At 61.6% G+C, this 25,955-nt stretch carries 23 protein-coding genes; 11 read left to right on the top strand and 12 right to left on the bottom strand.

Translation table 11 applies throughout. The features are described from left to right. The first annotated feature begins 155 nt into the window (after window positions 1-155). The gene (locus R2E40_RS15530; protein ID WP_318163826.1) at window positions 156-1,259 is read left to right on the top strand and encodes an ElyC/SanA/YdcF family protein; all 1,104 of its coding nucleotides are present in this window, start codon (window positions 156-158) and stop codon (window positions 1,257-1,259) included. A gap of 56 nt (window positions 1,260-1,315) precedes the next feature. Here the strand turns inward: R2E40_RS15530 and R2E40_RS15535 are convergent, their stop codons facing one another. Then, a complete protein-coding gene (locus R2E40_RS15535; protein WP_318163827.1) occupies window positions 1,316-1,672 on the bottom strand; it encodes a DUF805 domain-containing protein in 357 nt (118 codons plus the stop codon). Window positions 1,673-2,091: 419 nt separating this feature from the next. Here R2E40_RS15535 and R2E40_RS15540 point away from each other — a divergent pair, with 419 nt between their 5' ends. Continuing rightward, window positions 2,092-3,774, top strand: a complete 1,683-nt coding sequence (locus tag R2E40_RS15540; RefSeq protein WP_318163828.1) for an alpha/beta hydrolase — start codon at window positions 2,092-2,094, stop codon at window positions 3,772-3,774. A 92-nt stretch (window positions 3,775-3,866) separates the two neighbouring features. Here R2E40_RS15540 and R2E40_RS15545 read toward each other — a convergent pair whose 3' ends face one another. The 6 genes from R2E40_RS15545 to cyoA all read right to left on the bottom strand — a co-directional run bounded on the left by R2E40_RS15545 (window position 3,867) and on the right by cyoA (window position 10,274). After that, window positions 3,867-5,228, bottom strand: coding sequence for an MFS transporter (locus R2E40_RS15545; RefSeq protein WP_318163829.1), 1,362 nt, complete (start codon window positions 5,226-5,228; stop codon window positions 3,867-3,869). Between the two features lie 166 nt (window positions 5,229-5,394). After that, window positions 5,395-6,291, bottom strand: a complete 897-nt coding sequence (cyoE, locus tag R2E40_RS15550) for a heme o synthase (RefSeq protein WP_005302932.1) — start codon at window positions 6,289-6,291, stop codon at window positions 5,395-5,397. A gap of 11 nt (window positions 6,292-6,302) precedes the next feature. Beyond that, window positions 6,303-6,635 (bottom strand): cytochrome o ubiquinol oxidase subunit IV, encoded by a 333-nt coding sequence (locus R2E40_RS15555; protein WP_011706741.1) that lies wholly within the window; start codon window positions 6,633-6,635, stop codon window positions 6,303-6,305. Then, window positions 6,636-7,250, bottom strand: a complete 615-nt coding sequence (locus tag R2E40_RS15560) for a cytochrome o ubiquinol oxidase subunit III (protein WP_253626273.1) — start codon at window positions 7,248-7,250, stop codon at window positions 6,636-6,638. Window positions 7,251-7,254: 4 nt separating this feature from the next. Continuing rightward, on the bottom strand, window positions 7,255-9,231 hold the full coding sequence (gene cyoB, locus R2E40_RS15565) for a cytochrome o ubiquinol oxidase subunit I (protein WP_318163830.1): 1,977 nt from the start codon (window positions 9,229-9,231) through the stop codon (window positions 7,255-7,257). Next, entirely contained in the window at window positions 9,231-10,274 is a 1,044-nt protein-coding gene (gene cyoA / locus R2E40_RS15570) for a cytochrome o ubiquinol oxidase subunit II (protein ID WP_412055131.1), read from the bottom strand. Before cyoA ends, cyoB begins: the two co-directional genes overlap by 1 nt. 636 nt (window positions 10,275-10,910) lie before the next feature. Here cyoA and R2E40_RS15575 point away from each other — a divergent pair. Next, window positions 10,911-12,836, top strand: coding sequence for an FAD/NAD(P)-binding protein (locus R2E40_RS15575; RefSeq protein WP_318163832.1), 1,926 nt, complete (start codon window positions 10,911-10,913; stop codon window positions 12,834-12,836). Further along, a complete protein-coding gene (locus R2E40_RS15580; RefSeq protein ID WP_318163833.1) occupies window positions 12,833-14,032 on the top strand; it encodes a cytochrome c in 1,200 nt (399 codons plus the stop codon). The genes R2E40_RS15575 and R2E40_RS15580 overlap by 4 nt, the downstream gene beginning before the upstream one ends. Before the next feature lie 62 nt (window positions 14,033-14,094). On the opposite strand, the gene R2E40_RS15585 is transcribed toward R2E40_RS15580, so the two are convergent. Both R2E40_RS15585 and R2E40_RS15590 read right to left on the bottom strand, forming a co-directional pair. Continuing rightward, window positions 14,095-14,430 carry a DUF3634 family protein gene (locus tag R2E40_RS15585; RefSeq protein WP_017780689.1) on the bottom strand — a complete coding sequence of 112 codons (336 nt, stop codon included), beginning with the start codon at window positions 14,428-14,430 and terminating at the stop codon, window positions 14,095-14,097. Window positions 14,431-14,551: 121 nt separating this feature from the next. Next, window positions 14,552-15,520 (bottom strand): nucleoside hydrolase, encoded by a 969-nt coding sequence (locus R2E40_RS15590; protein WP_016351435.1) that lies wholly within the window; start codon window positions 15,518-15,520, stop codon window positions 14,552-14,554. Between the two features lie 283 nt (window positions 15,521-15,803). Here R2E40_RS15590 and R2E40_RS15595 point away from each other — a divergent pair, with 283 nt between their 5' ends. Continuing rightward, window positions 15,804-16,364 carry a HutD family protein gene (locus R2E40_RS15595; RefSeq protein ID WP_318163834.1) on the top strand — a complete coding sequence of 187 codons (561 nt, stop codon included), beginning with the start codon at window positions 15,804-15,806 and terminating at the stop codon, window positions 16,362-16,364. A 108-nt stretch (window positions 16,365-16,472) separates the two neighbouring features. Next, entirely contained in the window at window positions 16,473-16,928 is a 456-nt protein-coding gene (locus tag R2E40_RS15600; protein ID WP_124252374.1) for a PD-(D/E)XK nuclease superfamily protein, read from the top strand. Between the two features lie 16 nt (window positions 16,929-16,944). Here the strand turns inward: R2E40_RS15600 and R2E40_RS15605 are convergent, their stop codons facing one another. After that, the gene (locus R2E40_RS15605; RefSeq protein WP_016351437.1) at window positions 16,945-17,148 is read right to left on the bottom strand and encodes a hypothetical protein; all 204 of its coding nucleotides are present in this window, start codon (window positions 17,146-17,148) and stop codon (window positions 16,945-16,947) included. A gap of 190 nt (window positions 17,149-17,338) precedes the next feature. Next, entirely contained in the window at window positions 17,339-17,779 is a 441-nt protein-coding gene (azu, locus tag R2E40_RS15610) for an azurin (protein WP_016351438.1), read from the bottom strand. Between the two features lie 329 nt (window positions 17,780-18,108). Between azu and R2E40_RS15615 the strand changes: the two genes are divergently transcribed. Continuing rightward, window positions 18,109-19,149 carry an FAD:protein FMN transferase gene (locus R2E40_RS15615; protein ID WP_318163835.1) on the top strand — a complete coding sequence of 347 codons (1,041 nt, stop codon included), beginning with the start codon at window positions 18,109-18,111 and terminating at the stop codon, window positions 19,147-19,149. A gap of 147 nt (window positions 19,150-19,296) precedes the next feature. On the opposite strand, the gene R2E40_RS15620 is transcribed toward R2E40_RS15615, so the two are convergent. Beyond that, window positions 19,297-20,502, bottom strand: coding sequence for an MFS transporter (locus R2E40_RS15620; RefSeq protein WP_318163836.1), 1,206 nt, complete (start codon window positions 20,500-20,502; stop codon window positions 19,297-19,299). Between the two features lie 325 nt (window positions 20,503-20,827). On the opposite strand from R2E40_RS15620, the gene R2E40_RS15625 reads away from it, so the two are divergent. From R2E40_RS15625 to R2E40_RS15640, 4 genes are all read left to right on the top strand, one after another. Continuing rightward, entirely contained in the window at window positions 20,828-22,474 is a 1,647-nt protein-coding gene (locus R2E40_RS15625; protein ID WP_024945060.1) for a tetratricopeptide repeat-containing response regulator, read from the top strand. A 54-nt stretch (window positions 22,475-22,528) separates the two neighbouring features. Further along, entirely contained in the window at window positions 22,529-23,491 is a 963-nt protein-coding gene (locus R2E40_RS15630) for an ion channel (RefSeq protein ID WP_017410694.1), read from the top strand. 111 nt (window positions 23,492-23,602) lie between these two features. Then, window positions 23,603-24,409, top strand: a complete 807-nt coding sequence (gene xthA, locus R2E40_RS15635) for an exodeoxyribonuclease III (protein ID WP_318163837.1) — start codon at window positions 23,603-23,605, stop codon at window positions 24,407-24,409. 338 nt (window positions 24,410-24,747) lie between these two features. Continuing rightward, the gene (locus R2E40_RS15640; protein ID WP_011706757.1) at window positions 24,748-25,947 is read left to right on the top strand and encodes an efflux RND transporter periplasmic adaptor subunit; all 1,200 of its coding nucleotides are present in this window, start codon (window positions 24,748-24,750) and stop codon (window positions 25,945-25,947) included. Window positions 25,948-25,955: the final 8 nt, after the last annotated feature.

Genomic DNA, 25,955 nt, shown 5'->3' on the forward strand with positions numbered 1-25,955 from the left:
GATGTGCCCTTCATTGGATCCCGCTCGTTCCCTGCGAAACCGTTAGCCGCTCACAGTTTAAGACCCTGATCCAGAGTAATATTTCCCTCTTCCATTTCCCCCCATGATCGACGAGGCATCTTCTCCTGACCAAATTCAACTGCGAGCCGACCTACATGAAGCAGACTCTACTTTCTTTGACGCTGGCCGGCCTGTTGGCACTACCAGTGTGTGTCTCCAGCAATGCCTGGGCTGCCCCGGTACGCTCCCTGCAAAAGGAGCAAAATTACGACCAGTACATCAGCAAGCGCCAGGTGGTGGATCAGCTGCTGGCGGACGCCTGGCAGATCTTCAAATCCCCCGCTCGCATCTCCACCGCCGGCTTCACCGCCAAGATGCCGAGCAACATGGAGCAGGTGACCGATCTGCTGCTGCAGGCCTACCAGCTCGAGCCCTATCGCACCGACCTGCTCATCTCGGCGGCCAACGCCCAGATCTACAACGGCAACGTGGACAAGGCCATCGGCCTGTTCGAACAGGCCCTCAGCACCGCGCCCGATGACATCGACCTGCTGAGCTACCTCGCCACCTGGCAGACCTTCAAGCACAACGAGGCCGCCGCCAAGGGGTATCAGAGCAAGCTGGCCAGCCTGAACCCGGGCCGGGCCGCCGATCTGCAGCGCATCTTCGACACGGTCGAGCGCGTCGTCGCCACCCCGCTCAAGGAGCAGGGGGAGCGCTCGCCCAAGCCGGGCAACCGGGCCATCGTCACCCTGGGCTATGCCCTCAATCCCGACGGCTCCATGCACGACATCCTGCTGGGCCGGCTGGAAACCACCCGGGCGCTGGCCAAGGCCAACCCGGCGGCCCTCATCATCCTGACCGGCGGCGTGCCCCAGCACCGTCAGACCGAGGGCAAGCTGATGGCCGACTGGCTGGTGAAAAAGGGGATAGATCGCTCGCGCATCATCGAGGAGAACTACGCCACCAGCACGGTGGAGAACGCTCTCTACAGCGGCTATGCCCTCGCCCGCCATCAGATCGAGTACGCCACCCTGGTGAGCTCTGCCAGCCATGTGCACCGGGGCCAGACCCTGCTGGAGATCGCCTGCTGGCAGAGCGGGCCGGCCGGGATCCGGATAGACAGCGTCAGCTACCCCGACAAGCCGCTCTCCGAGCTTGCCAAGGTGAGCGACAGCGAGCTGCTCGGCATCTACCGGGACGCCCTGCGCACCTACGGGCTCTGGAGCTACCGCTCCGCCCCCCTGCTGGAGCGTTGAGCCATGTCTAATAAAAAAACCGCCATTCGGCGGTTTTTTTATTCTGTCGCTAATGCTTATATTGCTTTGGGATCTTCACCAAAACGGTTCTCTCCCGTAGTCCCCGCGCAGAAACTGAAGTAGAGCAAAATAAAGGGGCCCACCACAGGAATACAAGAGATGAGGATCCACCAGCCACTACGATCGATATCGTGCAACCGGCGTACCGTCACCGCAAAACCAGGTAAGGCAACCAATAATAAATAAATACAGAGAACTGATACGCCAACTTCTGGACTGGTAGACAAGACACACACCACGCCAATGATGCAAGCGACCAAAAAGTTGAACAGGCTGAACATCCAGTACTCTTTACGTCGAGCTCGCCCGCACAGTACTGCATATTTTTTAAGAGCAGAAAGATACCATTGCATTGTATTAACCCAAATTTATCTATTGTTATGTTTATGCCATTTCATGGCCGTGGCACGCTATCACGAGAACTCAATGGAGTCCAGAAAAAGCTACCTTTCAATCAACTTTTGTTCTTGCATGATCAACACGTTACAAGGGTGAGAAAACAACATCGCCATCTTGGACAAGATTATCACCCAATATAACGCCATGACCAGCCTCTGCGCCGACCGGTCACGCCGCCGTTATTGATCCCGCATAAAATAACAGTGCACGTTGCCGGTAATTATTTTCAAATAGATCAACGAGGCCATCAAATATCACCAGAAATATGTAAATCGACACACCTTGCAATATTTCCATACAACTTCCGGCTGCCATCCGGTCAGCCCGCCCCCGTACTATTTCGGGGTTCAGGCTAGATAAATGGAAATAGACAATGAAATACACGCTGCTCATGACCCTGCTGGCACCGGCATTGCTGGCAGGCTGTAATCTGGAAAAGAAAGAAGAGCCCTTCCAGGCTCGCCATATTCGCGCTGGCTATGACGCCGGCCAGGTCTGCCAACAGCTGCGCCAGGGCTGGCAGGAGGACGGCATCGCCATTCCCGCCAGTCAGGTCAGTTGCCACTACCTGACGGTGCCGCTCGATTACGACAAGGAGTGGGTCCAGATCAAGGAGACCAAGTGGGAGAAGCGCTCCGCTGCACACGCCGACAGTTCCCTCTCCGCCGACAACAGCCCCCGCTTCTCCTCCTGGTCGGACAAACCCGTCCGCCCCCATGTCAAACAGGAGACCCGCACGGTCAAGGGCGACACCCTGGATATCTTCTATCTGCACTATCGCGCCAGCGGCGACTATCGCGGCACCCTGTTCTACAACCCGGGCGGCCCCACCTCGGCCACCCCGGATCTCGGCCTTCTGCTCGACCTGCTGCGCAGTGCCAACCCCGCCATTCTTGAGCACTACGACATCGTCACCCTGGATCCCCGCGGGGCCGGTTACAGCGCCATTGGCCACGAACTGCGCAGCTGCCTGCTGACCGACAAGCAGGGCCTTCGGCCAGACATGAGCCCGGCACAGCTCGCCCAGCTGTTCGCCAGCCGGGACAAGGGCGCCCTGCCGGCGCTCCAGAGCGGGGCGGATCAGGGCAAGGCCTTCAGCACGGCCATCTTGGCGCGCTGCGACGAGCCGCTGCGGCTGCATGCGCCGCACCTAGGCTCGCGGGCCGTGGTCGAGGACATGGAGCGCCTGCGCCAGCACCTGGGGCGCGAGCGGATCACCCCCATCACCTTCTCCTACGGCACTCGCCTGGCCGCCCTCTATGCCGCCCGCTACCCGAGCCACGTGGCCAATCTGGTGGTCGACTCGCCAATGTCCCCCGCCGAGAGCCGCTATCCCGCCATCTTCCGTGGCGATGCCGAAAATGCCAATCGCATCCTGGCCTGGCGCTTCGGGGATCAGGCGCTGCAGCGCAGCATGGCGGTGACCCGCCAGGTTCGTGACAATGGCCGCTATGTGGACAACCAGGGCAACGTGCTCGACCGCGACCGCTGGGAAGCGGTGATGAGCGATGCCATCAGCGGCAGCCAGCGCGACGATCAGCTCGCCTTCTGGCAGCAGGACGATGCCGGCCCCCTGCTGGCCCGCCTCGCCAAGGAGCAGGCCGACGAAACCCCCTATTCAACGCTGCTGGAGATGCCTTTCTTCAGCGCCATCCACTGCACCGACAACAGCGAGCCCTATGGCTGGCAGACGCTGGACCCGGAAGATGCCGCCTTCCAGGGGGCCGGCGCCCTGCTGCTGGCCAACAGCTTCAACACCTGCGCCGACTGGCCTTATCCGCGCCAGCCCATCGCCAGCTATGGCGCCGGCGAGATAAGGCTGCCGGATGATGCCAAGGCCCTGGTACTCGGCGCCGAGTACGATCCCAATACCCCCTTCGCCGGTGCTCGCCAGATGCAGGCCGCCTTTGGCAGCGCCGCTCGAATGGTACAGGTGGCGCAGAGCAACCAGCATGGCCAGCTCAACAGCTCCCGCTGCGCCCAGGCGGCCCTCAGCACCCTGCTGTTGGGGGATGTCGCGAGCCTGCCCGCCGAGCAACGCTGCCTGGCTGACTGACGGAGCACGACCCAGCTGAGCACAATCCAGCTGAATACGGCCCAATAAAAAGCCCGCCGAATTGGCGGGCTTTTTCATGCTGGCAGGCGTCCTCAGGCGGCGACCAGCGACTCCAGATCGCGCCGGCTCAGGCGCTTGCTGTCCACCTTCACATAGACGGAGCGCTCCGAGGCGGCCAGCAGCACGTCGCTCACCCCCTCACAAGCGCGGATCTTCTGCTCGAGCGCAGCGTCGGCCTCCACCCCTTCCGGCAACACGATGCGCAGGCTGCTCACGTAGGGGGGCTCGGCCATGGTCAGGCTGACCCCGAGCCAGACCAAAGCCAGCGCGGCGCAGCCGCCAAACACCAGGGCGCCGCCGCCAAGGCTGTAGAGCAGGCCGCCGAGGCTGCCGCCGATGGCCACCCCGATGAACTGGCTGGTGGAGTAGATCCCCATGGCGGTGCCCTTGTAGCCGGGGGGCGACTCCTTGCTGATCAGAGAGGGCAGCAGCGCCTCCATCACGTTGAAACCGATGAAGAAAATCTGCAGGCCGGCGAGCAGGCCCCACAGCTGCAGGCCGCTTTGCCAGAGCACCAGCTCGGCGATGAGCATCACCAGCACGCAGATCTGGAACACCCGCTTCATCTTTCTGCGCTTCTCGGCATAGATGATGAACGGCACCACGCTGACGAAGGCGATCAGCATGGTGACCAGATAAGCCTGCCACTGGCTGTCGCGGGGCAAACCGGCACGCTCCAGCAGCGGCGGCAGCGCCACGAAGCTCGACATCAGCAGGGTGTGCACGCAGAGGATACCGAAGTTGAGCTTGAGCAGGCGCGGGTTGGTCAGCACGGTGCGCATTCCCCCCTTCACCATGCCGGACTCGCGATTGAGTAGATGGCCGCTCGGGGTCGGCACCAGCCAGAGGGTGACAGCGATGCCCCCCAGCGCCAGCAGGGCGATCAGCCAGAACAGGCCGGAGAGCCCCAGCGCATGGGTGATGAGGGGGCCGGTCACCATGGCGATGGCGAAGGTGATGCCAAAGCTCACCCCGATGAAGGCCATCGCCTTGGTGCGGTTCTGCTCGCGGGTGAGATCCGACAAGAGCGCCATCACGGCGGCCGAGATGGCGCCGCTGCCCTGCAGGGCGCGACCGAGGATCACGCCCCAGATGGAGTGGGTCAGTGCCGCGATCACGCTGCCGAGGGCAAACATCAGCAGACCGCCGACGATGAGGGGCTTGCGGCCCACCTTGTCGGAGAGCAGGCCGAACGGGATCTGGAACAGCGCCTGGGTCATGCCGTAGATGCCGATGGCCAGGCCGATCAGCGCCTCGGAAGCACCCGCCAGCGACATGCCGTAGGTGGTCAGCACCGGCAGCACCATAAACATGCCGAGCATGCGCAACGAGAAGACGGAGCCGAGCGCCCAGGTGGCACGGCGCTCGCCCCTCGTCATGGTGAAATCATTCATGATGGCCTCGATAGGTCAGGGAAAAGGAAGACTCAAGGGGTGGCCGACACGCGCCATGCCACACCCGACACAAGGGAAAAGTGCCCGACGGGGCGGCCCCATAATAACAGAGCCGGGAAGGTTCCCGGCTCTGGATTTCATGTATTTAGGGGCACAACTCACACTATCAGGGCAGCATGCTCACCAGCACCGCAGGCTCGGCCTCCGGCTGGAAGTCCACTGACATCATCACGCTCAGGCAGGTGATGGTGACGATGGAGAACATGAACAGCTTACGCGCCCAGAGGGAGTCATCCACCGCCGCCTTGTAGCCAGACAGCGCCATCCCCAGCCACCAGACGCTGACCGCGGTGGCCACCACCAGATACTTGTAACCGGCATAACCGCCGAGGAACAGCATCAGGGTCGGCACCATGAAGGCCAGGATGTAGAGGGTGATGTGGAGCTTGGCCACCGGGATCCCCTTCACCACCGGCAGCACCGGGATGTTGGCCGCCTGGTAATCCTTGAAGCGGAAAATCGCGATCGCATAGGAGTGCGGCATCTGCCACAGGCTGAAGATCGCCAGCAGGATCAAGGCGCCCGAGTCGAACTGACCGCTCACCGCGCAGTAGCCGATGACCGGCGGTGCCGCGCCGGAGAGGCTGCCGACCAGGGTGCCGTAGACCGAGTGACGCTTCATGTAGAGGCTGTAGACCCCCACATAGACAATGAAGCCCAGCACCGCCAGCAAGGCGGCCAACGGATTGGCCGCAAAGTAGAGCAGTGCAATGCCCGCAATGCCGAGCGCGGTGGCGTACCAGAGCGATACGCCGGGGGCGATCAGACCCTTCACCAGAGCACGGTTCTTGGTGCGCTCCATGATGCAGTCGATATCCCGGTCGATGTAGTTGTTGAACACGCAACCGGAGGCGACCACCAGTGATACACCAGCCATGGTCAGGATGAACAGGGGCACATCCAGGCTCCCCTTGGAGGCCAGCAGGAATCCTCCGATAACCGAGATGAGGTTACCGAAGATGATGCCCGGCTTGGTCACTTGCAGGTATTGCTTCATCATCATTGCCAACCTGCTCAGTGAACCATCATGTTGATGTTGAGGTTGTACATGATCCACAGGGAACCCACGACCACGATGGCGATGATGAGCACGGTAAAGATCAGTGCCACCAGGTTCCAGCGCTCCTCGGACGAGGTGTTCATGTGCAGGAAGTAGACCAGATGCACGAAGATCTGCACCACCGCCATGCCGACCACGGTGGCCAGCACTGTGGTGTGGGAAGCGGAACCGTCCATCACCATCCAGAACGGCACCGCGGTCAGGATCAGGGACAGCACGAAGCCGATCAGGTAGCTCTTGGCGCTGCCGTGGCTAGCGCCGTGATTGTCAACGGTATGATTGCTCATTTACATGACCCCCATCAGATAGACCACGGTGAAGACGCAGATCCACACCACGTCGAGGAAGTGCCAGAACAGGCTCAGGCACATCAGACGAGTACGGTTGCGATCGGTCAGCCCCTTCTTGGCTACCAGCACCATCATCACGATGATCCAGACAAGACCACTGGTCACGTGGATACCGTGGGTGCCCACCAGGGTGAAGAAGGCAGAGAGGAAGCCGCTGCGATCCGGACCGTAGCCCTCGGCAATCAGGTGATGGAATTCATAGATCTCCATCGCGATGAAGCCGGCGCCGAACAGGAAGGTGATGAACAGCCAGGTGTTGACCGCCGCGACCTTGTTCTTGTTCATGGCCAGCATGCCGAAGCCGAAGGTGATGGAGCTCAGCAGCAGCAGCATGGTTTCGGCAAACACGAACGGCAGTTCGAAGATATCCTTGCCGCTCGGACCGCCGGCAGTGCCGTTGACCAGGACCGCATAGGTCGCGAACAGGGTCGCGAACAGAATGCAGTCACTCATCAGGTAGATCCAGAAGCCGAATACCTTGGTGGTACCGGCATCATGGTGCCCATGATCGTCATGGGCGCCGTGAGTGTGATGGAGTACGTCAGTTGCCATGGCGTTACGCTACCTTGTCGATGTTGGCAAAATGCGCTGCCTCAATGCGCTCGATCTCGTCGATCTGGACGTAGTAGTCCACGTCATCGTTGAAGCTGTGGATGATCCAGGTGGCGATCATGCCGACGAAGCCGGCGATGGCCATCCACCAGATGTGCCAGATCATGGCAAAGCCGAACACCACGCTGAAGGCGGCGATGATCACACCGGCACCGGAGTTCTTCGGCATGTGGATGGGGGCATACTGGGCCGGCTTGCGGTAGGCGCTACCGTCTTGCTTGGCTTCCCAGAACGCATCCAGCCCCTTGATCTTCGGCTCGATGGCGAAGTTGTAGAACGGCGGCGGCGAGGAAGTCGCCCACTCCAGGGTACGACCGCCCCAGGGATCGCCGGTCAGGTCGCGGTTCTTCTCGCGGTCACGAATGCTGACCACGATCTGGATCACCTGGCACAGCACGCCGAGGGCGATGAGGCCGGCGCCACAGGCGGCAACCACCAGCCAACCGTGGAACTCGGGATCGATGTTCTGACTGACGCGACGGGTCATGCCCATGAAGCCCAGCACGTAGAGCGGCATGAAGGCCACGAAGAAGCCGGTGATCCAGCACCAGAAAGCGCGCTTGCCCCAGACGTCATCCAGCTTGAAGCCGAACGCTTTCGGGAACCAGTAAGTGATACCGGCAAAGCAACCGAACACCACGCCGCCGATGATGACGTTGTGGAAGTGGGCGATCAGGAACAGGCTATTGTGCAGCACGAAGTTGGCGGCCGGCACGGAGAGCAGTACCCCGGTCATGCCACCCACGGTGAAGGTGATGATGAAACCGACGGTCCACAGCATGGGCGAGGTGAACTCGATGCGACCGCGGTACATGGTGAACAGCCAGTTGAAGATCTTCACCCCGGTCGGGATGGAGATGATCATGGTGGTGATGCCGAAGAAGGCATTCACGTTGGCGCCCGACCCCATGGTAAAGAAGTGGTGCAGCCAGACAATGAAGGAGAGCACGGTAATGGCGATGGTCGCCCACACCAGCGAGGTGTAACCGAACAGCTTCTTCTTGCAGAAGGTCGCCACCACTTCGGAGAAGATCCCGAATACCGGCAGTACCAGGATGTACACCTCGGGGTGACCCCAGGCCCAGATCAGGTTGATGTACATCATCATGTTGCCACCCATGTCATTGGTAAAGAAATGGGTACCCAGATAACGGTCTGCGGTGAGCAGGGCGATGGTGACGGTCAGGATCGGGAAGGAGGCGATGATCAGCACGTTGGCGCACAGGGCGGTCCAGGTGAACACCGGCAGACGCATCATGGTCATGCCTGGGGCACGCATCCGGATGATGGTGGCAAAGAAGTTGACACCAGTCAGCAGGGTCCCAAGGCCCGAGATCTGCAGACTCCAGATCCAGTAATCGACCCCGACTCCCGGACTGAACTCCAGTCCCGACAGGGGTGGATAGGCCAGCCAGCCGGTCTGGGCGAATTCACCGACCCCGAGGGAGACGTTGATCAGCACCACGGCCGCGGCGGTAAACCAGAAGCTCAGGTTGTTCAGGAAGGGGAAGGCGACGTCACGGGCACCGATCTGCAGCGGCACGACTATGTTCATCAGACCGATCACCAGCGGCATGGCCACGAAGAAGATCATGATGACGCCGTGGGCGGTGAAGATCTGGTCGTAGTGATGGGCATTCAGGTAGCCTTCGCCACCGGCTGAGGCCATGACCTGCTGGCCACGCATCATCACCGCATCGGCGAAGCCGCGCAGCAGCATGACCATGCCGAGGATGAGATACATGATACCGAGGCGCTTGTGGTCAACCGAAGTCAGCCACTCTTTCCACAGATATTGCCACTTGCCGAAATAGGTGATGAGACCGGCGATAGCCAGGCCCCCCAGAATGATACCGACTATCGTGACCATGATAATCGGCTCATGGTACGGAACAGCGTCGAGTGTTAATTTTCCAAACATCAGTTAGTACCCGCTTTCACAGTCTTGTCGGCCGGCATGTGGCCGGCGTGGTCCATCTGCTCGCCCTGGGCCTCATGGTGCATGGCGTCGCCGTGCTCCATGCCTGCGTGGTTCATGGAGGCGTCATGCTCCATCCCCTCGTGGCTCATGGGCTCGTAATGGGACATCGCGGCCTGCTTTTCGCCGTGTTGCATGGCGGCGTGCTCGCCGTGCTTCATGTCGCCCATAAACTTGTTGATGATGTTGACGAACAGCTTGGGATCGGCGCTGGCGAAATACTCCACCGGGTGGTTTTCGCTCTTTTTGGCCAGAGTATTGAACTCATCCATGGTATTGAGCGCCTTGGAAGAGGCCTTCACCTTGGCGACCCAGGCGTCGAAACCGGCTTGATCCTGCGTCGCGATGGCGTTGAACTTCATACCGGAGAAGCCGGCACCGCTGTAGCCACCCGAGATGCCCTTGTACTGGCCTGCCTCGTTGGCAATCAGGTGCAACTTGGTCTGCATGCCCGCCATGGCGTAGATCTGGCCGCCCAGCTGGGGAATGAAGAAGGAGTTCATCACGGTGTCGGACGTCACCCGGAAATTGACCGGGGTATTGACCGGGAATGCCAGCTCGTTGACCGAGGCGATGCCCAGCTCCGGATAGACAAACAACCATTTCCAGTCAAGGGAGATGACATCGACCTGGATCGGTTTCACCTCGGATTCCAACGGTTTGTAGGGATCCAGAGAATGGGAGGTTTTCCAGGTGATCACCGCCAGGATGGCGACAATGATGACGGGTACGGTCCAGACGACCGCTTCAATCTTGTTGGAGTGGGCCCAGTCCGGTGCATAGGTGGCGCTGGTGTTGGACGCTCGGTATTTGTAAGCGAACGCCACCGCCATCACGATCACCGGCACCACCACAATCAGCATCAAGCCGAGTGCGGTCAATATCAGTGACTTCTGCTCCAGACCAACTTGCCCCTTGGGGCTCATCAGAGCCATGTCGCAGCCGCTCAGCAAGCCGGCAGTCGCGAGCAATAGCAAAGCGCCCAAGCCCCTCTTTACATCAAAAGGTCTCATGCTATGTCCTCATCTTCGCAAGGCTAAAGTTGTAAAAAAAACGCAGCATTCTATTTCACGCGGGGGGGATGTGAACAACATGAAAAATTAATCTTTCACTTGTGTGTTGATTGCGATTTCTGTGTGTTGCATGTTAATGGCTTGACGTCATGAAAATTATCAAAACCGCCTCGACCCCCTTTCATCGCCAATTGGTGCTATTTCATCCTGCATCTGTTTATTAAACAGACACCCCGACATTTAACCATTTACTTAACAAGGATAAATGGCACCCCTTTGTGGCTATCCGGCGAAATCCCGGGCTGAAATCCGTGCACATTTGGTCGCTCATGACCGACCAATAAGGGGACTCGAAATTAACCATAATTAATCAAATTAAATTTCAATTAATTCCATGAGGTTGGTGCGGCTTTACCCACAAACATGCACACCGCATACATCTCATATGACCTCGCCGATCACAGGGCCCATCATTTTGTTTAATAAGTTATTATCAAATCCATGGACTCCATCCGGATATGGCGGTAGGTTGCGCCCCTTCGTTACTCGCCAGTCACGAATTCAACCCTATCCCATTTTCCATTCGACTCTTCATACACAGGGATTGCCATGAGCATCACACGCAGAGACTTTCTCAACGGCGTCGCCATCACCATTGCGGCCGGGGTTGCCCCCATCAGGCTGCTGCAAGCGGCCGAAGGCGGCACGGCGCTGGCTGAAAAAACGCTGGTCTACCCGCCCGCCCTCACCGGGCTGCGCGGCAACCACCCGGGCTCCTTCGAACCGGCCCACAGCATCGCCCGCGACGGCAAACAGTATGACTTCGCCAACATTCCCCTCGAGGGCGAATACGACCTGGTGATCGTCGGCGCCGGCATCAGCGGTCTGGCGGCCGCCTGCTTCTATCAGCAACTGCTCGGCGCGGACAAAAAGATCCTGCTGCTCGACAACCACGACGACTTCGGCGGCCATGCCAAGCGCAACGAGTTCACCACCCCGGACGGCCTGCGGCTGGGTTACGGCGGCAGCGAATCCCTGCAATCGCCGCGCTCTGTCTACAGCCCGGTGGCGCTGGGGCTGCTCAAGGCACTGGAGGTCAACATCGACGAGCTGGCCAAAGGCTTCCAGCAGACCTTCTACCCGGATCTGGGGCTGAGCCGCGGCGTCTACTTCGATGAGAAGCACTTTGGCGTCAACAAGGTGGTGAGCGGTGACCCGGGCCACAACGTGGCCGACGACATCCCGCGCGATCGCCTGAACGGCCGGCCGCTGGCACAGTTTATCGGCGACTTCCCGCTCGATGAGAGCGACAAGGCAGCCCTGCTGGCGCTGCACGAGGAGAAGACCGACTACCTGAGCGGCATGACCCAGGCGGAAAAAGACCTCTGGATGACCCGCAACAGCTACACCAGCTTCCTGCGCGACAAGGTGGGCCTGAGCGAGCGGGCCATCACCTACTTCCAGCAACGCACCAACGACTTCCAGGCGGTCGGCATCGACGCCACCGCCTGCGCCGATGCTCGCCTGTGCGCCCTGCCCGGTTTCGGTGGCATGAACCTGACCCCGCTCGATGCCGAGGAGCAGGCGGAGCTGGACGATCCCTACATCTTCCACTTCCCGGACGGCAACGCCGGCCTGACCCGTTTGATGGTGCGCAAGCTCATCCCGCAGGTGGCCCCCGGCCACACCATGCAGGACGTGGTGCTGGCCAAGTTTGACTACAGCAAGCTCGACCTGCCCGAGCACAAGGTGCAGTTGCGCCTCGGCAGCACGGCGCTGCAGGCCAAAAACGTACCGCTCAAAGATGGCAAACAGGGAGTGGACGTCACCTACATCAAGGAGGGGAAACTGCACCGGGTGCGGGCCAGGCAGTCCATCATGGCCGGCTACAACATGATGATCCCCTACATGGTGCCCGAGATGGCGGAGCCCCAGAAGGAGGCGCTGCGCCAGAACGTCAAGGCACCGCTGGTCTACACCAAGGTGGTGATCAAGAACTGGCAATCCTTCGTCAAGCTGGGGGTGCACGAGGTCTACTCCCCGGCCGCCCCCTACAGCCGGGTCAAGCTCGACTACCCGGTCAACCTTGGCGGCTACGAGCATCCCAAGAACCCGGATCAGCCCATGTGCCTGCACATGGTCTACGTGCCGACCCTGCCGGGCAGCGGCCTCTCGGCCCGCGAGCAGTCCCGCAAGGGGCGCGCCATGATCCTCGGCATGCCGTTCGAGCAGCACGAGCAGATGATCCGCGAACAGTTGCAGGGGATGCTGGGCGGCGCCGGTTTCAACCATGAGCAGGATATCCTCGCCATCACGGTCAACCGCTGGTCCCACGGCTACTCCTACATCACCAACACCCTGTTCGATGACGAAGAGCAGTGCGACAAGTGGATCGAGCTGGGCCGCCAGCCGGTCGGCAACATCACCATCGCCAACTCCGACTCGGACTGGAGCCCCTACGCCCACTCCGCCATCGATCAGGCCTGGCGCGCCGTCAACGAGCTGGTTGCCATGCACAAGGGAGGTGCCAAATGATCCGTTCCCTGACCCTGACAGCCAGCGCCGTGCTGCTGGCCCTGCCCGCCTTCACCCTGCAGGCCACGCCTGCCATGTCGGCCGGCGAATACGTGGCCAAGCTGGGTGACTGCGCCGCCTGCCACACCAGCGAGGCGAGCAAGCCGCTCGCCGGCGGCAAGGGCTTTCCCACCCCCATCGGCACCGTGTTTGCCACCAACATCACCCCCGACAAGACCCACGGCATCGGCAACTACAGCCTGCCCGAGTTCATCAAGGTGATGCGCGAAGGGATCACCCGCAGCGGCGATCCCCTCTACCCGGCCATGCCCTACACCGCCTACGCCAAGATGAGCGATGAGGATCTCACCGCCCTCTACCACTACCTGATGCAGGATGTGCAACCGCAGGCAGTTGCCAACAAGGAGAGCGACATCCCCTGGCCGCTCAACATGCGCTGGCCGCTCAACGGCTGGAACTGGGTCTATCACGATGACAGTCGCTTTACCCCGGTGGCCGGCAAGAGCGAGGAGTGGAATCGCGGCGCTTATCTGGTGCAGGGAGCGGGCCACTGCGGCAGCTGCCACACCCCGCGCGGGCTCGGCATGCAGGAAAAAGCCCTGACCGAGGCAGATCCTCTCTATCTGAGCGGCGCCACCCTGGGTGGCTGGTATGCCCCCAACATTCGTGGCACCCGCTACGACAAGCAGGCGCTGATCGATCTGCTGAAAACCGGACGCAGCCAGCATCAGGCCGTCAGCGGCCCCATGGCGGAAGTGATCACGCACAGCAGCCAGTACTTCAGCGACGCCGATCTGGCCAGCATCGCCACCTACCTGACCGAACTCGGCGACGACGCGGCAGTCAGCAAGGGCAACCGGGCCTACGCCAGCGCCGGTGGCAAGGCGGACTACGCCATGTACTGCTCCACCTGCCACGGGGTCAACGGTCAGGGCAATGACCACGTGATCCCCTCGCTGGTGGGCAACCAGACCGTGCTGGCCGAGGACCCGAGCAGCCTGCTCAACGTGCTGCTGCACGGTGCCGAGACCCCGGTCACCCAGGGCAACATCGGCTACCACATGCCGGGTTATGGCTGGACCCTCAACGATCAGCAGATCGCCGAGCTGGTCAACACCCTGCGCGCCTCCTGGGGCAATGAAGGGGTCGCCATCAAGCCGGAGACGGTCAAGGCCCAGCGCGCCCTGCACCAATAACTCGCGCCGACCATAACGAAACGGGCCTCCAGTGGAGGCCCGTTTGCTATGTGAGTGACGACTCACCCCTTGCGCGGTTTGGAGCCGGAGAGCGGCACCGCCCCCAGCCGATAATCGCCATAGGGGAAAATATTGCGAAAGCGCTGGGCCACCGGCTCGGGGATGGAGCGGGAGAAGACCAGCTTGACCCCATCGCCATCGCGCTGACCCAGGATGCGCCCACGCACCGTCTCGTGGCGCAGGATCTGCCTGGCATGCTCGATGAACGCCGGCGACACCTTGCCCCGCTTGACCTGCACCTTGCCTGGCGCAAGCCGGATCTCGAACAGGGCGCCACGCCCCAGCTTCATCAACCACCAGATGAGGGCGATCGCCACCAGCAACGACAACCAGGCCATCCTGTTTCTCCTTCTTCACACGGTTGCGGACAGTATAAGCCGCAACTGACCCCCGATTGTTTGGTGCGGATCACAGCCGCGCCTCAAGCCCGGCCGCAAGGCACCCTGCTCGCCGAGCCCCCTAGCGGCTGCGACCCCAGGCCACCAGCGTCTCCCGATAGAGCGCCAGCAGCGCCTGATCCCGCACCGCCACCCCGACCTGCTGGGCACGGTAATCGGCCCAGCCGTCGTGGGGGTGAGACTTGCCGTCAAATTTCTGCAGGGTGTGACCGATGGCAGGCCCCTCGTTGATGACCCGCACCGGCCCCTCGCGCAAGGTGAACAGGGTTGGATCGATCACGTAGGCGATGGCGGACGGATCGTGCACGTGGCAGCCGTCGAGCCCGATCCGCTCCGAGTAGAAGCGCAGGTAGAAGCGGCTGACATCCCACAGGAAACGCCCCGGTTCGCCCGCGTCGTCGCGCAGCGCATCCAGATAGGCGCTGCTGAAGAAGCTCTGCTGGGTCACGTCCAGCCCGATGATCACCACCGGCCAATCGGCGGTGAATACCCGGTCGGCGGCATCCGGATCGTCGTGGATATTGGCCTCGGCATAGGGAGTCACGTTGCCGCGATGACCGTTGACGCCAAACGCGCCCCCCATCACCACCACCTGCTTCACCAGGCCGGTGATCTCGGGGGCCTCTTGCAGCGCCAGCGCCAGGTTGGTGAGCGGACCTATGGTGACCAGGGTGATCTCGCCGGGCGCGGCCTTCACCGCCTCGACGATATACTGCCAGGCCGGCCGGGGATCCGGCGCCAGGGTCACCTCCCCCGCCGTCACGTCCCCAAACCCGCTCGGCCCGTGCACTACGGTCGTCGGGCCCACCGGCTCGCGCCGCAGCGGCGCGGCCGCCCCCTGCGCCACGTCCGCCTTCATGCCGTATTGCTGCTTGAGCCAGAGGGCGTTGCGGGTACCGTTCTCGATGGTGGCGTTGCCAAATACGGTGGTGATAGCGAGCAGCTCGATGGCGGGATGGGCTTCGGCAAACAGAATTGCCATGGCGTCATCGATACCGGGATCGGTATCCAGAATGATCTTGTGAGTCATGGGGCCTCCTTGGGCAACAGAGCAGCCAGTGTAGCGAGCCGCCGCCGCTTTAACAGCGCCGGGATCACAGCCTGAGGCTTTGCCCTTGCCCGTCTTGCCCAAGTGGCGGCATTTCATACAGGGATGACGGCGCGGCAGGGGACAAGTAGGGTCGAAGCGGGTGGCGTCGGCGAAATAGTGGGCAAGCAGATGGCCGGGGACGGCGGCAACCTTGTGAAGCGGCGGGCTGGGTGGTATCACTGGGCCACATGATTCACCCCGCTCACCACCTGCCGAGGCGCCATTGATCACCCTGATAAAAGAGTCCGACCAGCTGAAGATGCCCTGGAAAAACAAGCAGGGCACCACAGCCCAGATCCTTATCTCCCCTGCCGGCACCAGCCTCGACAAGCTCGATTTTGCCTACCGGCTGAGCTCGGCGCCCATCAAGGGGGCCGGCCCCTTCTCGAAATTTCCCGGCTATCAGCGCATCCTGCTGCCCATCAGCGGGGCCGGCTTCGTGCTCAACGGCCACCCCTACGCCACCTTCGAGGCGGCCCACTTCAGCGGGGATGACGACACCCACTGCGAACTGCTGAAAAAAGAGGTGACGGATCTGGGGCTCATCTATGATCCGGCCCGCCTCAGCGCCAACGTGCGGGTGCTCAACCTGCCCTTCCCGCTCACCCTCACCCTGGAAGCGGACAAGACCTATCTCTGTTACCTGTTGAGCGGCCAGCTCACGGCGGCGGGCCACCCCATGGCGGTCAGCGAAACCCTGCTGATCAGCGGCGAGCAGAGCATCCACTTCGACTGCCAGAAGAAGAGCGCCATCGCCTTCTTTACCCTGCAGCCCATTATTTGAAGAAACTTTCCTATATTAGCCATGCTCAAAAAACACCCTCCAATATTGAATGTCATCAATATTGGAGGGTAGTATGGGTCTCATTGCTTTCATGTAATGAGAGGCCCTATGCAATACACTCTTGAAGGATTCGAGGCGCCACCAGAACTGACCTCGGAAGAAGAAAAAAGCAATCAACAACTACAAACCAAAATAAGAGAAATTCTTATTGAATTTCAGTATGTTGAAGACAGTAAAATGTCTGCGCCAAAAACATTCAAATGCCGTGTTCCTTATGAAGATTTATACGGTCTTAAAGCCATTAGCGCTTTTGTAATTAACCATCCTCTATATGGCCTCACTCGAATTGAGCCCCACCAACAACAGGTATCTGGCTCTGTTGACCGTAAGTTCCCTTTCTTCCTACAAAGTGCCTATAAGGCGCCTGAACCTAATGTCATTATTTTGATAGAAGGACAAGGACATAAAAAAGCAGCCTTTGAATGGTTAAAGACTGAGTCAGCCAAATGCACAACTAAAAACATCCGATGTTTTGACTTGGCCGATTTCACACTTTGGATTTGATATCTCGGTGTAGTAATCAGCGTTTGGGCGCCCGTCCGCCGCTGTCGAGACAGGCCTGCATGGAGTCGTAGGGGGTGTAGTGCTTGGTGCGGCTGTAATAGGTGCCGCCCTGGGGATGGCAGATACCGTTTTTGCTCTTCTTGACCGGCGGCTCCGCCGCCAGCGCAATGGCGCACACCAGCAGCAGGCAACTGCTGATCACCCATTTCATGGCTTTCATGACGACCTTGCTTCCTCTCGAGCGGGCCCAGCAGGCCCGAAAGGCGACTATTTTACCCTCTCACTCCCCCGCTCACCCGGCGCCGGATCATAAAACAGCGCGCCATAGCGCCATCACAGACATCCAACTCACGCCGCAAGCGGGCACAAAAAAGCCGGGCAGTGCCCGGCTTTTGGGTGACAAGCTGTGCTTAGCCGACCTTGAAGGTGCCCTTCATCATGGCGAAGTGGCCGGGGAAGGAGCAGAAGAAGGTGAGATCTTTGCCGGCCAGGCCGTCGGTCTTGAAGGTAACGCTGGTGCTCTCGCCGCCGCCCACCAGTTTGGTGTGGGCCAGCACGCGCGGGTCATCCTTGGGCAGGTAGTTGTTGTCGGCACCGGCGCTCATGCCCGCGGTGGCCACAGCCTGATAGTCGGCGGTGTTGGCCAGCGCCCAGTTGTGGCCCATGGCGGTCACCGGCATCTTGCCGGTATGGTTCAGGGTCACGGTGACCTCTTTGCAGGTGGCCGGGACGCTCATCTCCTTGAGGTTGTACTGCATGGCATCATTGCCTTCGATGACCAACGCGCACTCATCGGCCAGAGCCGGGGCCGCCAGGGTGCTCAGAAACAGCAGGGTAATCGCCTTTTTCATCATCCTCTCCTTTGATTGGCAATAGATGGCAACACAATTGCCTGCGGGCTCGCACCATGGCTGGCAAACATGCTGTCAAAATCGACCTTATTCTACTCAACTGTCGTCATTCGGCTATGTCTTTAGCGCAAAGCTGCGGGTCAGGTCACCAGATTGCCCCCATTTTTTGTCTGGACGAACCGGCCGCGCCACCCACTAACCACTCTTTGTTTAATTATCCCCCGCACTTTTGTCCGGCCGCGACTCGCCCGCCGCCGTCCCCTTGGCTAAGCTGGCGACCCCGGCACGCTTGCCTCCAGTGCCATCCGTTTCAGCCAAAGAGATCCGTCATGTCGCTTCTTGCTCGCCCGGCCCACCGTGGCCTGTTGTTGACCCTGCTGCTGATGCTGACCGCCTGTCAGCCGGCCCCGACCCAGACCCGCATTCAGGGCAAGACCATGGGTACCTTTTACGCGGTGACCCTGAGCGACCCTTTCCCGGGCGGTGAGCCGGCGCTGCAGCAAGAGGTCGATGCCCTGCTGGTACGCATGAATCACGAGATCTCCACCTACGACCCGAACTCCCTCATCTCCCGCTTCAATCAGGGCAGCGGCCAACCCCCCATGGCCATTCCCGCCACCATGGCCAACATCGTGCAGCAGGGCATCGACGCCGGCCATCTCACCGCAGGCAAGCTCGACGTCACCGTGGGCCCGCTGGTCAACCTGTGGGGATTCGGGCCGGACAAGCGGCCCGTCAAACGGCCCAGCGCCGAGCAGATTGCCAGCGCCCGCCACAAGGTGGGCATCGACCGGCTGACATTGGTGCCCGAGGGAGATCACTTCCTGCTTGGCAAGCGCATCCCCGACCTCTACCTCGATCTCTCCACCCTGGGTGAAGGGGCAGCCTCTGACGAGATTGCCGTCCTGCTGGAGCAAAAAGGGGTACACAACTACCTCATCGAGGTGGCCGGCGCCGTGCGCAGCAAGGGCAACAACGCCAAGGGCAAGCCCTGGCGGGTGGCCATCGTCGAGCCGTCCGACCAGCCCGGCGCCTTCTCGGACGTGGTGATCCCCAACGGCATGGCCCTCAGCACCGCCGGCAGCTATCGCAACTACTACGAGCTCGACGGCAAGCGCTACTCCCACATCATCGACCCCGCCACCGGCCAGCCCATCAGCCACAAGCTGGTCTCCGCCAGCGTCATCACCCCGACCGCGCTCGAGGCCGACGCCCTCGACACCGCCCTCATGGTGATGGGACCGGAGCAGGCGATGGCCTTTGCCAAGGCGCACGGTCTCGCGGTCTATCTCATCGTCAAGACCGAGCAGGGCTTCGCCGCCAGCCATACCCCCCAGTTCGCCCCCTATCTGGTGGCCAAACAGCCGTAAATTAGCCGCCATAAACCAGCCGTCATAAAAAGAGGCCCCGCACTGCGGGGCCTCCTTGTCTTCACGTCTGTGTTAGTCGATGGGAATGCGCCGGGGCCACCGGTGGCTTGGCATCAGGCCAGTGACCACCGAGCGGATGCTTTCAGACTACTCCCCACAGCCGGCCGAGTCGGCGGACGGGCGCGCCACCCGGTTGCCCGCCCCGTAGAGAAGAAACACCAGCACGCAAATCGCGGTCATCACGGCGAACAGGGCCGGGCCGCCCCACACCTGCAACAGCCAGCCCCCCACCAGGGGCGAGAGCGCCCAGCCGAGCCCGGCCAGCGCGCTGGCCCCGAAGTAGCTCCCCTTGAGATGGGCCGGCGCCATCTCGTCGATCAGCACGTTGAAGAGCGGGAACAGCACCGCCTCCCCCACGCTCAGCAAGAACACCGCCACCAGCCAGGGCCACAGCAGGGCCGGACTCGACAGGGCGAACAGCACCTGGGCGGACGCCATCAGCAGGATGGAGAACTGCAGCCGCAGGCTCACCCGCCAGCGCCGGGTCAGGTGCAGCAGCGGAAACTGCAGGGTGATGATGGTCAGCGCATTGGTGGCCACCAGCAGGGCCACCAGGGTCTCCACCTCGGGGGCGCCGGCACGGGTCAGGTACTGGATCAGCGGCGACTCCACCTGGGCGTAGACCAGCATCATCAGCAGGTTGGCGAGGATAAACAGCATGAAGGCCCGATCCCGCCCCACCACCCTGAGCATGGCCCCCAGGGTGAGGCCCGCATCCGGCCGGCCAACGCACTCGCGGCGAAAACCGAGCAGGAAGGCGATGCCGAGCAGGCCATAGCTGGCGGCCGTCACCACGAAAGTCTCCTGGCGCGCACCCAGCCCCACCATGACGCCGATGAGGGGCCCCACCCCCGCCCCCACATTGAGCAGGAAGTAGCGCAGGTGCTGAGCCAGCTCCCGCTGCGCCTTCTCGGGCAGCAGATCCCCCATCAGCGCCTTGCCCGGCGTGTCGATGAAGGCGTAGGAGAGACCCGATCCAAACACCCCGAGGGCGATGAGCCAGAGGGAGTGGCCAAACCCGAGCAGCAGGTAGGCGCCGCACGACAGGGCGCAGCCGAGCAGCAGTATGGTGCGCCGGCCGAGCCGGTCGGAGAGCCAGCCGACGTAGAAGCCGATGAGGCAGGAGAGCACGGCCGCGCCGCCCAGCAGCATCCCGATGCCGGACGCCGAGAGATCATACTCCCGGTAGAGCAGGATCGAGAGAAAGGGCCAGACCATGAAGAAACTGGTGCGCACCATGAAGGTACCCAGGATCACGATCCAGACCAGCGGAGGAAAGGGGGGCAGGCGCATGGGAACTCCTTGTCGCGCAATGGCAGCTGATCCGCAGGGGAAAGCATTCAGTGGTATCAAAAGACACCTGAGCGCACAATCCCCACCCCGAAAAAAACCGCCCGAAAGGGCGAGCTCAGCGCCGGTCGATGGGCGGCTTCATCGTTCAGGTCAGGCAGGCGTTCGCCACCTACCCTCCCCCAGTTCACCCCCTATTTGGTCTGGCAGAAGCCATGAATGGCGGGGCTTGGCGGAAAAACCGCGGCGGCGCCCCATGTTCAATTGCCTGTCTGCGCGCTTTGGTGGCACACTTCTGTTATCCGCCCGTAGCGCCCTGACCAGACAGATGCAGACACCGGAATCCGAGCCAGAGAAAAAAGCCCCACCCAAACCGAAGCGCATCCTGCTGGTCAACGAACAGCGCTCCTTTCAGGTGATGATGAAGGCGATGCTGATCAACATCGGCATCAGCCGCATCACCTATGCCAACTCGGCCGAAGAGGCGAGGCGGCGCTGCCAGAAAGAGACCTTTGACATCTACCTGCTCGATTACGAGCTGGGGGTCGGCGAGAACGGGCGCCAGCTGCTGGAGAGCCTGCGGGATCAGAAGCTCATTCCGCCCCAGAGCGTGGTGATCATGGTGAGCGGCGACAGCTCCCGCGCCATGGTGCTGAGCGCGCTGGAGGCCGAACCCGACGAATACCTGATGAAGCCCTTCTCTCAGGAGCAGTTTTCGTTTCGCCTCAAACGCGCCCTCGCCCGCCGTCAGGCTCTGGAGAGCGTGTTCAGCGCCCTTGCCAAAGAGGATCTGCCCACCCTGCTCGCCGCCTGCGCCGAGCGGGCCGACGCGGTGCCGCGCTTTGCCAACTTCTGCCGTTGTCTGCAGGCCGACACCCAGCTCAAGCTGGGCCAGGCCAAGGAGGCCCGCAGCCTGATGCGCCAGCTGCTGGCCGGCCAGGAGAACAGCTGGGCCCGGCTCACCCTCGGCAAGGCGTGCCACACCCTGGGGCTGAACGAAGAGGCGGTGAGCCACCTGCAGGCCACCCTCAAGAACACCCCGCTGATGGTGGAGGCCCACCTCTGGCTGGCAGAGTCCCAGCTCGCGCTCGGCAATGACGAACAGGCCCAGCAGGAGCTCAAGCGAGCGGTCGACATCTCGCCCCAGTCGGTCCAGCTCTCCCGCCGGCTGGCGGAGGTGTGCCTGCTGCGCCACGACTACGCCCAGGCCAAGGACGTGCTGCTGTCGCTTATCGACCTGTCGCGCAACTCCATCCATCGCACCCCCCACTACCTGGGGGCCTATATCCAGTCGCTGACCCTCTACGCCCTCAACAGCAACGACATCTACCACATCGCCAACCTGCAAAAGCAGGTCAACTCGGCCCTGTCGCGCATCCGCGATTCGCTGATGATGTCGGAGTTCAACTACCCGGTGTTCGAGCAGATCTGCCAGGCCCGGGTGCAGATCGCGCTGGGGGAGCTACTCAAGGGCAAGAAGATGCTCTACCGCGCCAACCAGAACTGGCTCGATCAGCCGGCCACCATGCCCCCCAGCCTGCTGGGCGAGACCATCCTCGCCCTCTATCAGCTCGGCGAGTTCGAATATGCCGAGAGTTTGCAGGCGCTGCTGGCCGAAGACGAGGATCGGCTGCTCACCACCTGCATCCAGGCCACCCGCGACGACAAAACGGTGCTCGAGCGTCGCCAGCGCTACCAGCAGCTCAACGAGCTGGGCATCAAGGCCTATCAGAGCGGCGAGCTGGAGCAGGCCCTCGGCCACTTTCGCGAGGCGCTGCGCCGGGCCCCGGCCAATACCGGCGCCGCCCTCAACAAGATCCAGGTGCTGCTGCAGCTGATGCAGAAAAACCGCAAGAGTCCGGAGTTTGGCGCCGAGTGCAAGGAGACCCTGGAGGTGCTGGACGGCATCCCCCTCAATCCGGCCCAGCAGGATCGTTTTCGCAAGCTGCGTCAGGAGTTTACCCAGCTCAGCTGACCAGGGCACGCTCGCCTATGCTGATACTGACTCGGCAAAGGGAGGAGAGTGGCGATGGCCATGTGTCGATATCTGGTGGCGGACGGTCGCCACTGCAGCGAAGAGGCGGGGGACCATGATCTGTGCCGCTGGCACGATCCCCACGCCAATCATCAGGATCCCCACACCGCCCGCGAGCTGGAACACTACATCCAGCAGGGCGGGCTGTGTCACGGCCTGCAGCTGGCCCGCGCCAATCTGGCGGGCCTCAATCTGGTGAAAAAAGGGGCCCCGCAGGGGTTCCTGCTGGAGCAGTGCAACCTCTACCGTGCCAATCTGCAGGGGGCCCACCTCTACGGCATTCGCATCAAGGGCGGCAGCCTGATGAAGGCGGATCTCAGCGAAGCGAACCTGCACTGCGCCACCCTCGACGACGTCAACCTGCTCGGCATTCGCTGGCACAACACTCGCCTCGACAACCTGGATACCGGCAAGCGGCTGATGCAGGAGCGGCGCGGCCGCAAGGAGCGCGACCCGGTGCAGGCCCGCATCTGGCTGAAGGAGGCCGAAGAGACCTATCGCGATCTGCGCAAGGCCTCGGAGGCGCAAGGCATCTTCACCATGTCCGGCCGCTACATCCAGCAGGAGCTGACCATGCGCCGGCTGCAGCTGCCGTTCTGGTCGACCCAGCGCTTCACCTCCTGGATCGTCGATCTGTTCTGCGGCTACGGCGAGGCCCCCATGCGGGTGGTGCTCTTCTCCCTGCTGCTCATCTTCATCTGCAGCATCTTCTACTTCTTCTTTGGCCTGAGCTTCAACGGCAACCACCTCATCTACCGGCCCGGCGCCCCTTTTGAGCAGAACGCCATCTTCCTGCTGGAGTGCCTCTACTACAGCGTGGTGACCTTCACCACCCTGGGTTATGGCGACTTCACCCCCATCGGCCTCTCGCGCCTCTTCGCCGCCTTCGAGGCCTTCACCGGCAGCTTCACGCTGGCGCTGTTTGTGGTGGTGTTTGTCAAGAAGATGACCCGCTGAACCCGCTGCGGCGGGCGGCCCGCCCCGGATGTGGCCCCTCGCCTTCACTTGCATCCACGGCGGATTCCTAGTCCAATAGCCACTTATAAAAATGACATGAGCATCCCGGACATGAAGATCATCTCTTTCAATATCAATGGCCTGCGCGCCCGCCTGCACCAGCTGCAAGCCATCATCGACAAGCATCAGCCGGATGTGATCGGCCTGCAGGAGATCAAGGTACACGACGAGGCCTTCCCGCTGGCCGACGTGGAGGCCATGGGCTATCACGTGGCGTTTCACGGCCAGAAGGCCCACTACGGGGTGGCCATCATGAGCAAGCAGAAGCCGGTCAAGGTGGAGAAAGGCTTCCCCACCGACGATGAAGAGGCCCAGCGCCGGATGATCATGGCCACCTTCGAGCGCGAAGACGGCTCCCTCATCAAGGTGATGAACGGCTACTTCCCGCAGGGTGAAAGCCAGGATCACGAGACCAAGTTCCCGGCCAAGCAGAAGTTCTACGAAGATCTGCAGCACTATCTGGAGACCAACCACACGCCGGATGACCAGCTGGTGCTGATCGGGGATATGAATATCTCCCCCACCGATCTCGACATCGGCATCGGCGAGGCCAATCGCAAGCGCTGGCTGCGGGATGGCAAGTGCTCCTTCCTGCCCATCGAGCGCGAATGGATGGAACGCCTGAAAGGGTTCGGCCTGACCGATACCTTCCGCGCCGCCAACCCCACCGAGTACGAGCGCTTCTCCTGGTTTGACTACCGCTCCAGGGGTTTTGACGAGAACCGGGGCCTGCGCATCGACCTCATCATGGCCTCCGACGCCCTCAAGGACACCGTGACCGAGACCGGCATCGACTACGAGCTGCGCGGCATCGACAAGCCTTCGGATCACGCCCCCATCTGGGCCTGCTTCGCCTGATAACGACAACGGAGGGGGCATTTGAAGCCCCCTCTGTGACCAAGCCCCCACTTCCCCCGCTTTTTCCTTCTTATAATTCCCTCCGGGTCTCCTGCTCCCCAGCAAGGTCACGATGCAGGGTCTGCCAGACTGACACAAATTGTCGCGGCCCCCTCCGCCACTGCGCGATCGACACCGACAACTTTCAGTGTCGAGCAGCCTGGGTTCAATATTCGTGCTCTATCATTAGAAAACTGTCAGTAATCCAATGAGTTAAATTTGTAACCATGCAGTTAACCATGTTCATGAAGAAAAAGGCTGGGCGCGGCAATCGCGCACCATCCCACAGGAGTGTGATGATGAAGGTGCAATACGTCAGGGAAGAGATGTTCAAGCGCGGCTGTATCGCCCTGGCACTGGCCAGCGCACTGACCGCCTGTGGTGATGAACCGGCCACCGGAGCCCAGGCACTGCCGCCCGTGCCCGTGGTGGTGGCCGAGGTCAAGCTGACCGACGTGCCGATGACCACCGAGATGGTGGGCGAGACCGCCGGCTTTCGCGAAATTGACGTGCGTTCCCGGGTGAGCGGCATCCTGCTCAAGCGCACCTACATCGAGGGGCAGCCGGTCACCGCCGGTCAGGCGCTGTTCCTGATCGACCCCGAACCCTACAAGGTGGCGCTGGAGCAGGCCAAGGGCACCCTGGCCCAGGAGCAGGCCCGCCTCAACAAGGCCCGCGCCGACCGGGATCGCATCATCCCGCTGTTCAAGCGTCAGGTGGTGAGCCGCAAGGACTATGACGACACCATCGCCAACTACGAGGCGGCCATCGCCAGCCATCAGGCCGCCCAGGCCAAGGTGAAAGAGGCCGAACTCAACCTCAGCTACACCCAGGTCACCGCCCCCATCAACGGCATGGCGAGCAAGAGCTCCCAGTCCGAGGGCAGCCTCATCTCCACCAGCGGCGAAAACGGCCTGCTCACCACCATCACCCAGTTCGATCCCCTCTACGTCAACTTCTCCTACTCGGAGCAGGATCGCCTCAACTTCGAGAACTCGGTGAAAAAGGGATTGATTGAGGCCAAGGATGCCACCAACTGGCGCACCCACATCCGGCTGGCAGACGGCTCCGTCTATCCCGAGGCGGGCAAGCTCAACTTCTCCGACAGCCGGGTCGACCCACAGACCGGCACCATCCGGGCCCGTGCCATCTTCGACAACAAGGACGGCGTGCTGCTGCCGGGCCAGTTCGTGCGCATGACCATCGATCTGGGCACCCGCAAAAATGCCATCCTGGTGCCGCCGCGCGCCATCGTCCAGTCCCAGGCCGACCGCATGGTGATGGTGGTGGACAAAGAGAACAAGGTGGTGCCCCGCCCGGTCAAGCTGGGTTCCGTGGTCGACAGCGGCGTGCTGATCGACAGCGGCCTCGAGCCCGGTGAGCGCTACATCGTCGAGGGGCTGATGAAGGCCCGTCCCGGCGCCGTGGTCAAGCCCGTCTCTGCCGAAGAGATGAAGGCGATCACCACCAAGATGGTCGGCCAGAACGCGGCCAAGTAAGGAGTTCG

The organism is Aeromonas sp. CD, from assembly GCF_033349375.1.
Taxonomy (GTDB): Bacteria; Pseudomonadota; Gammaproteobacteria; order Enterobacterales; family Aeromonadaceae; genus Aeromonas; species Aeromonas hydrophila.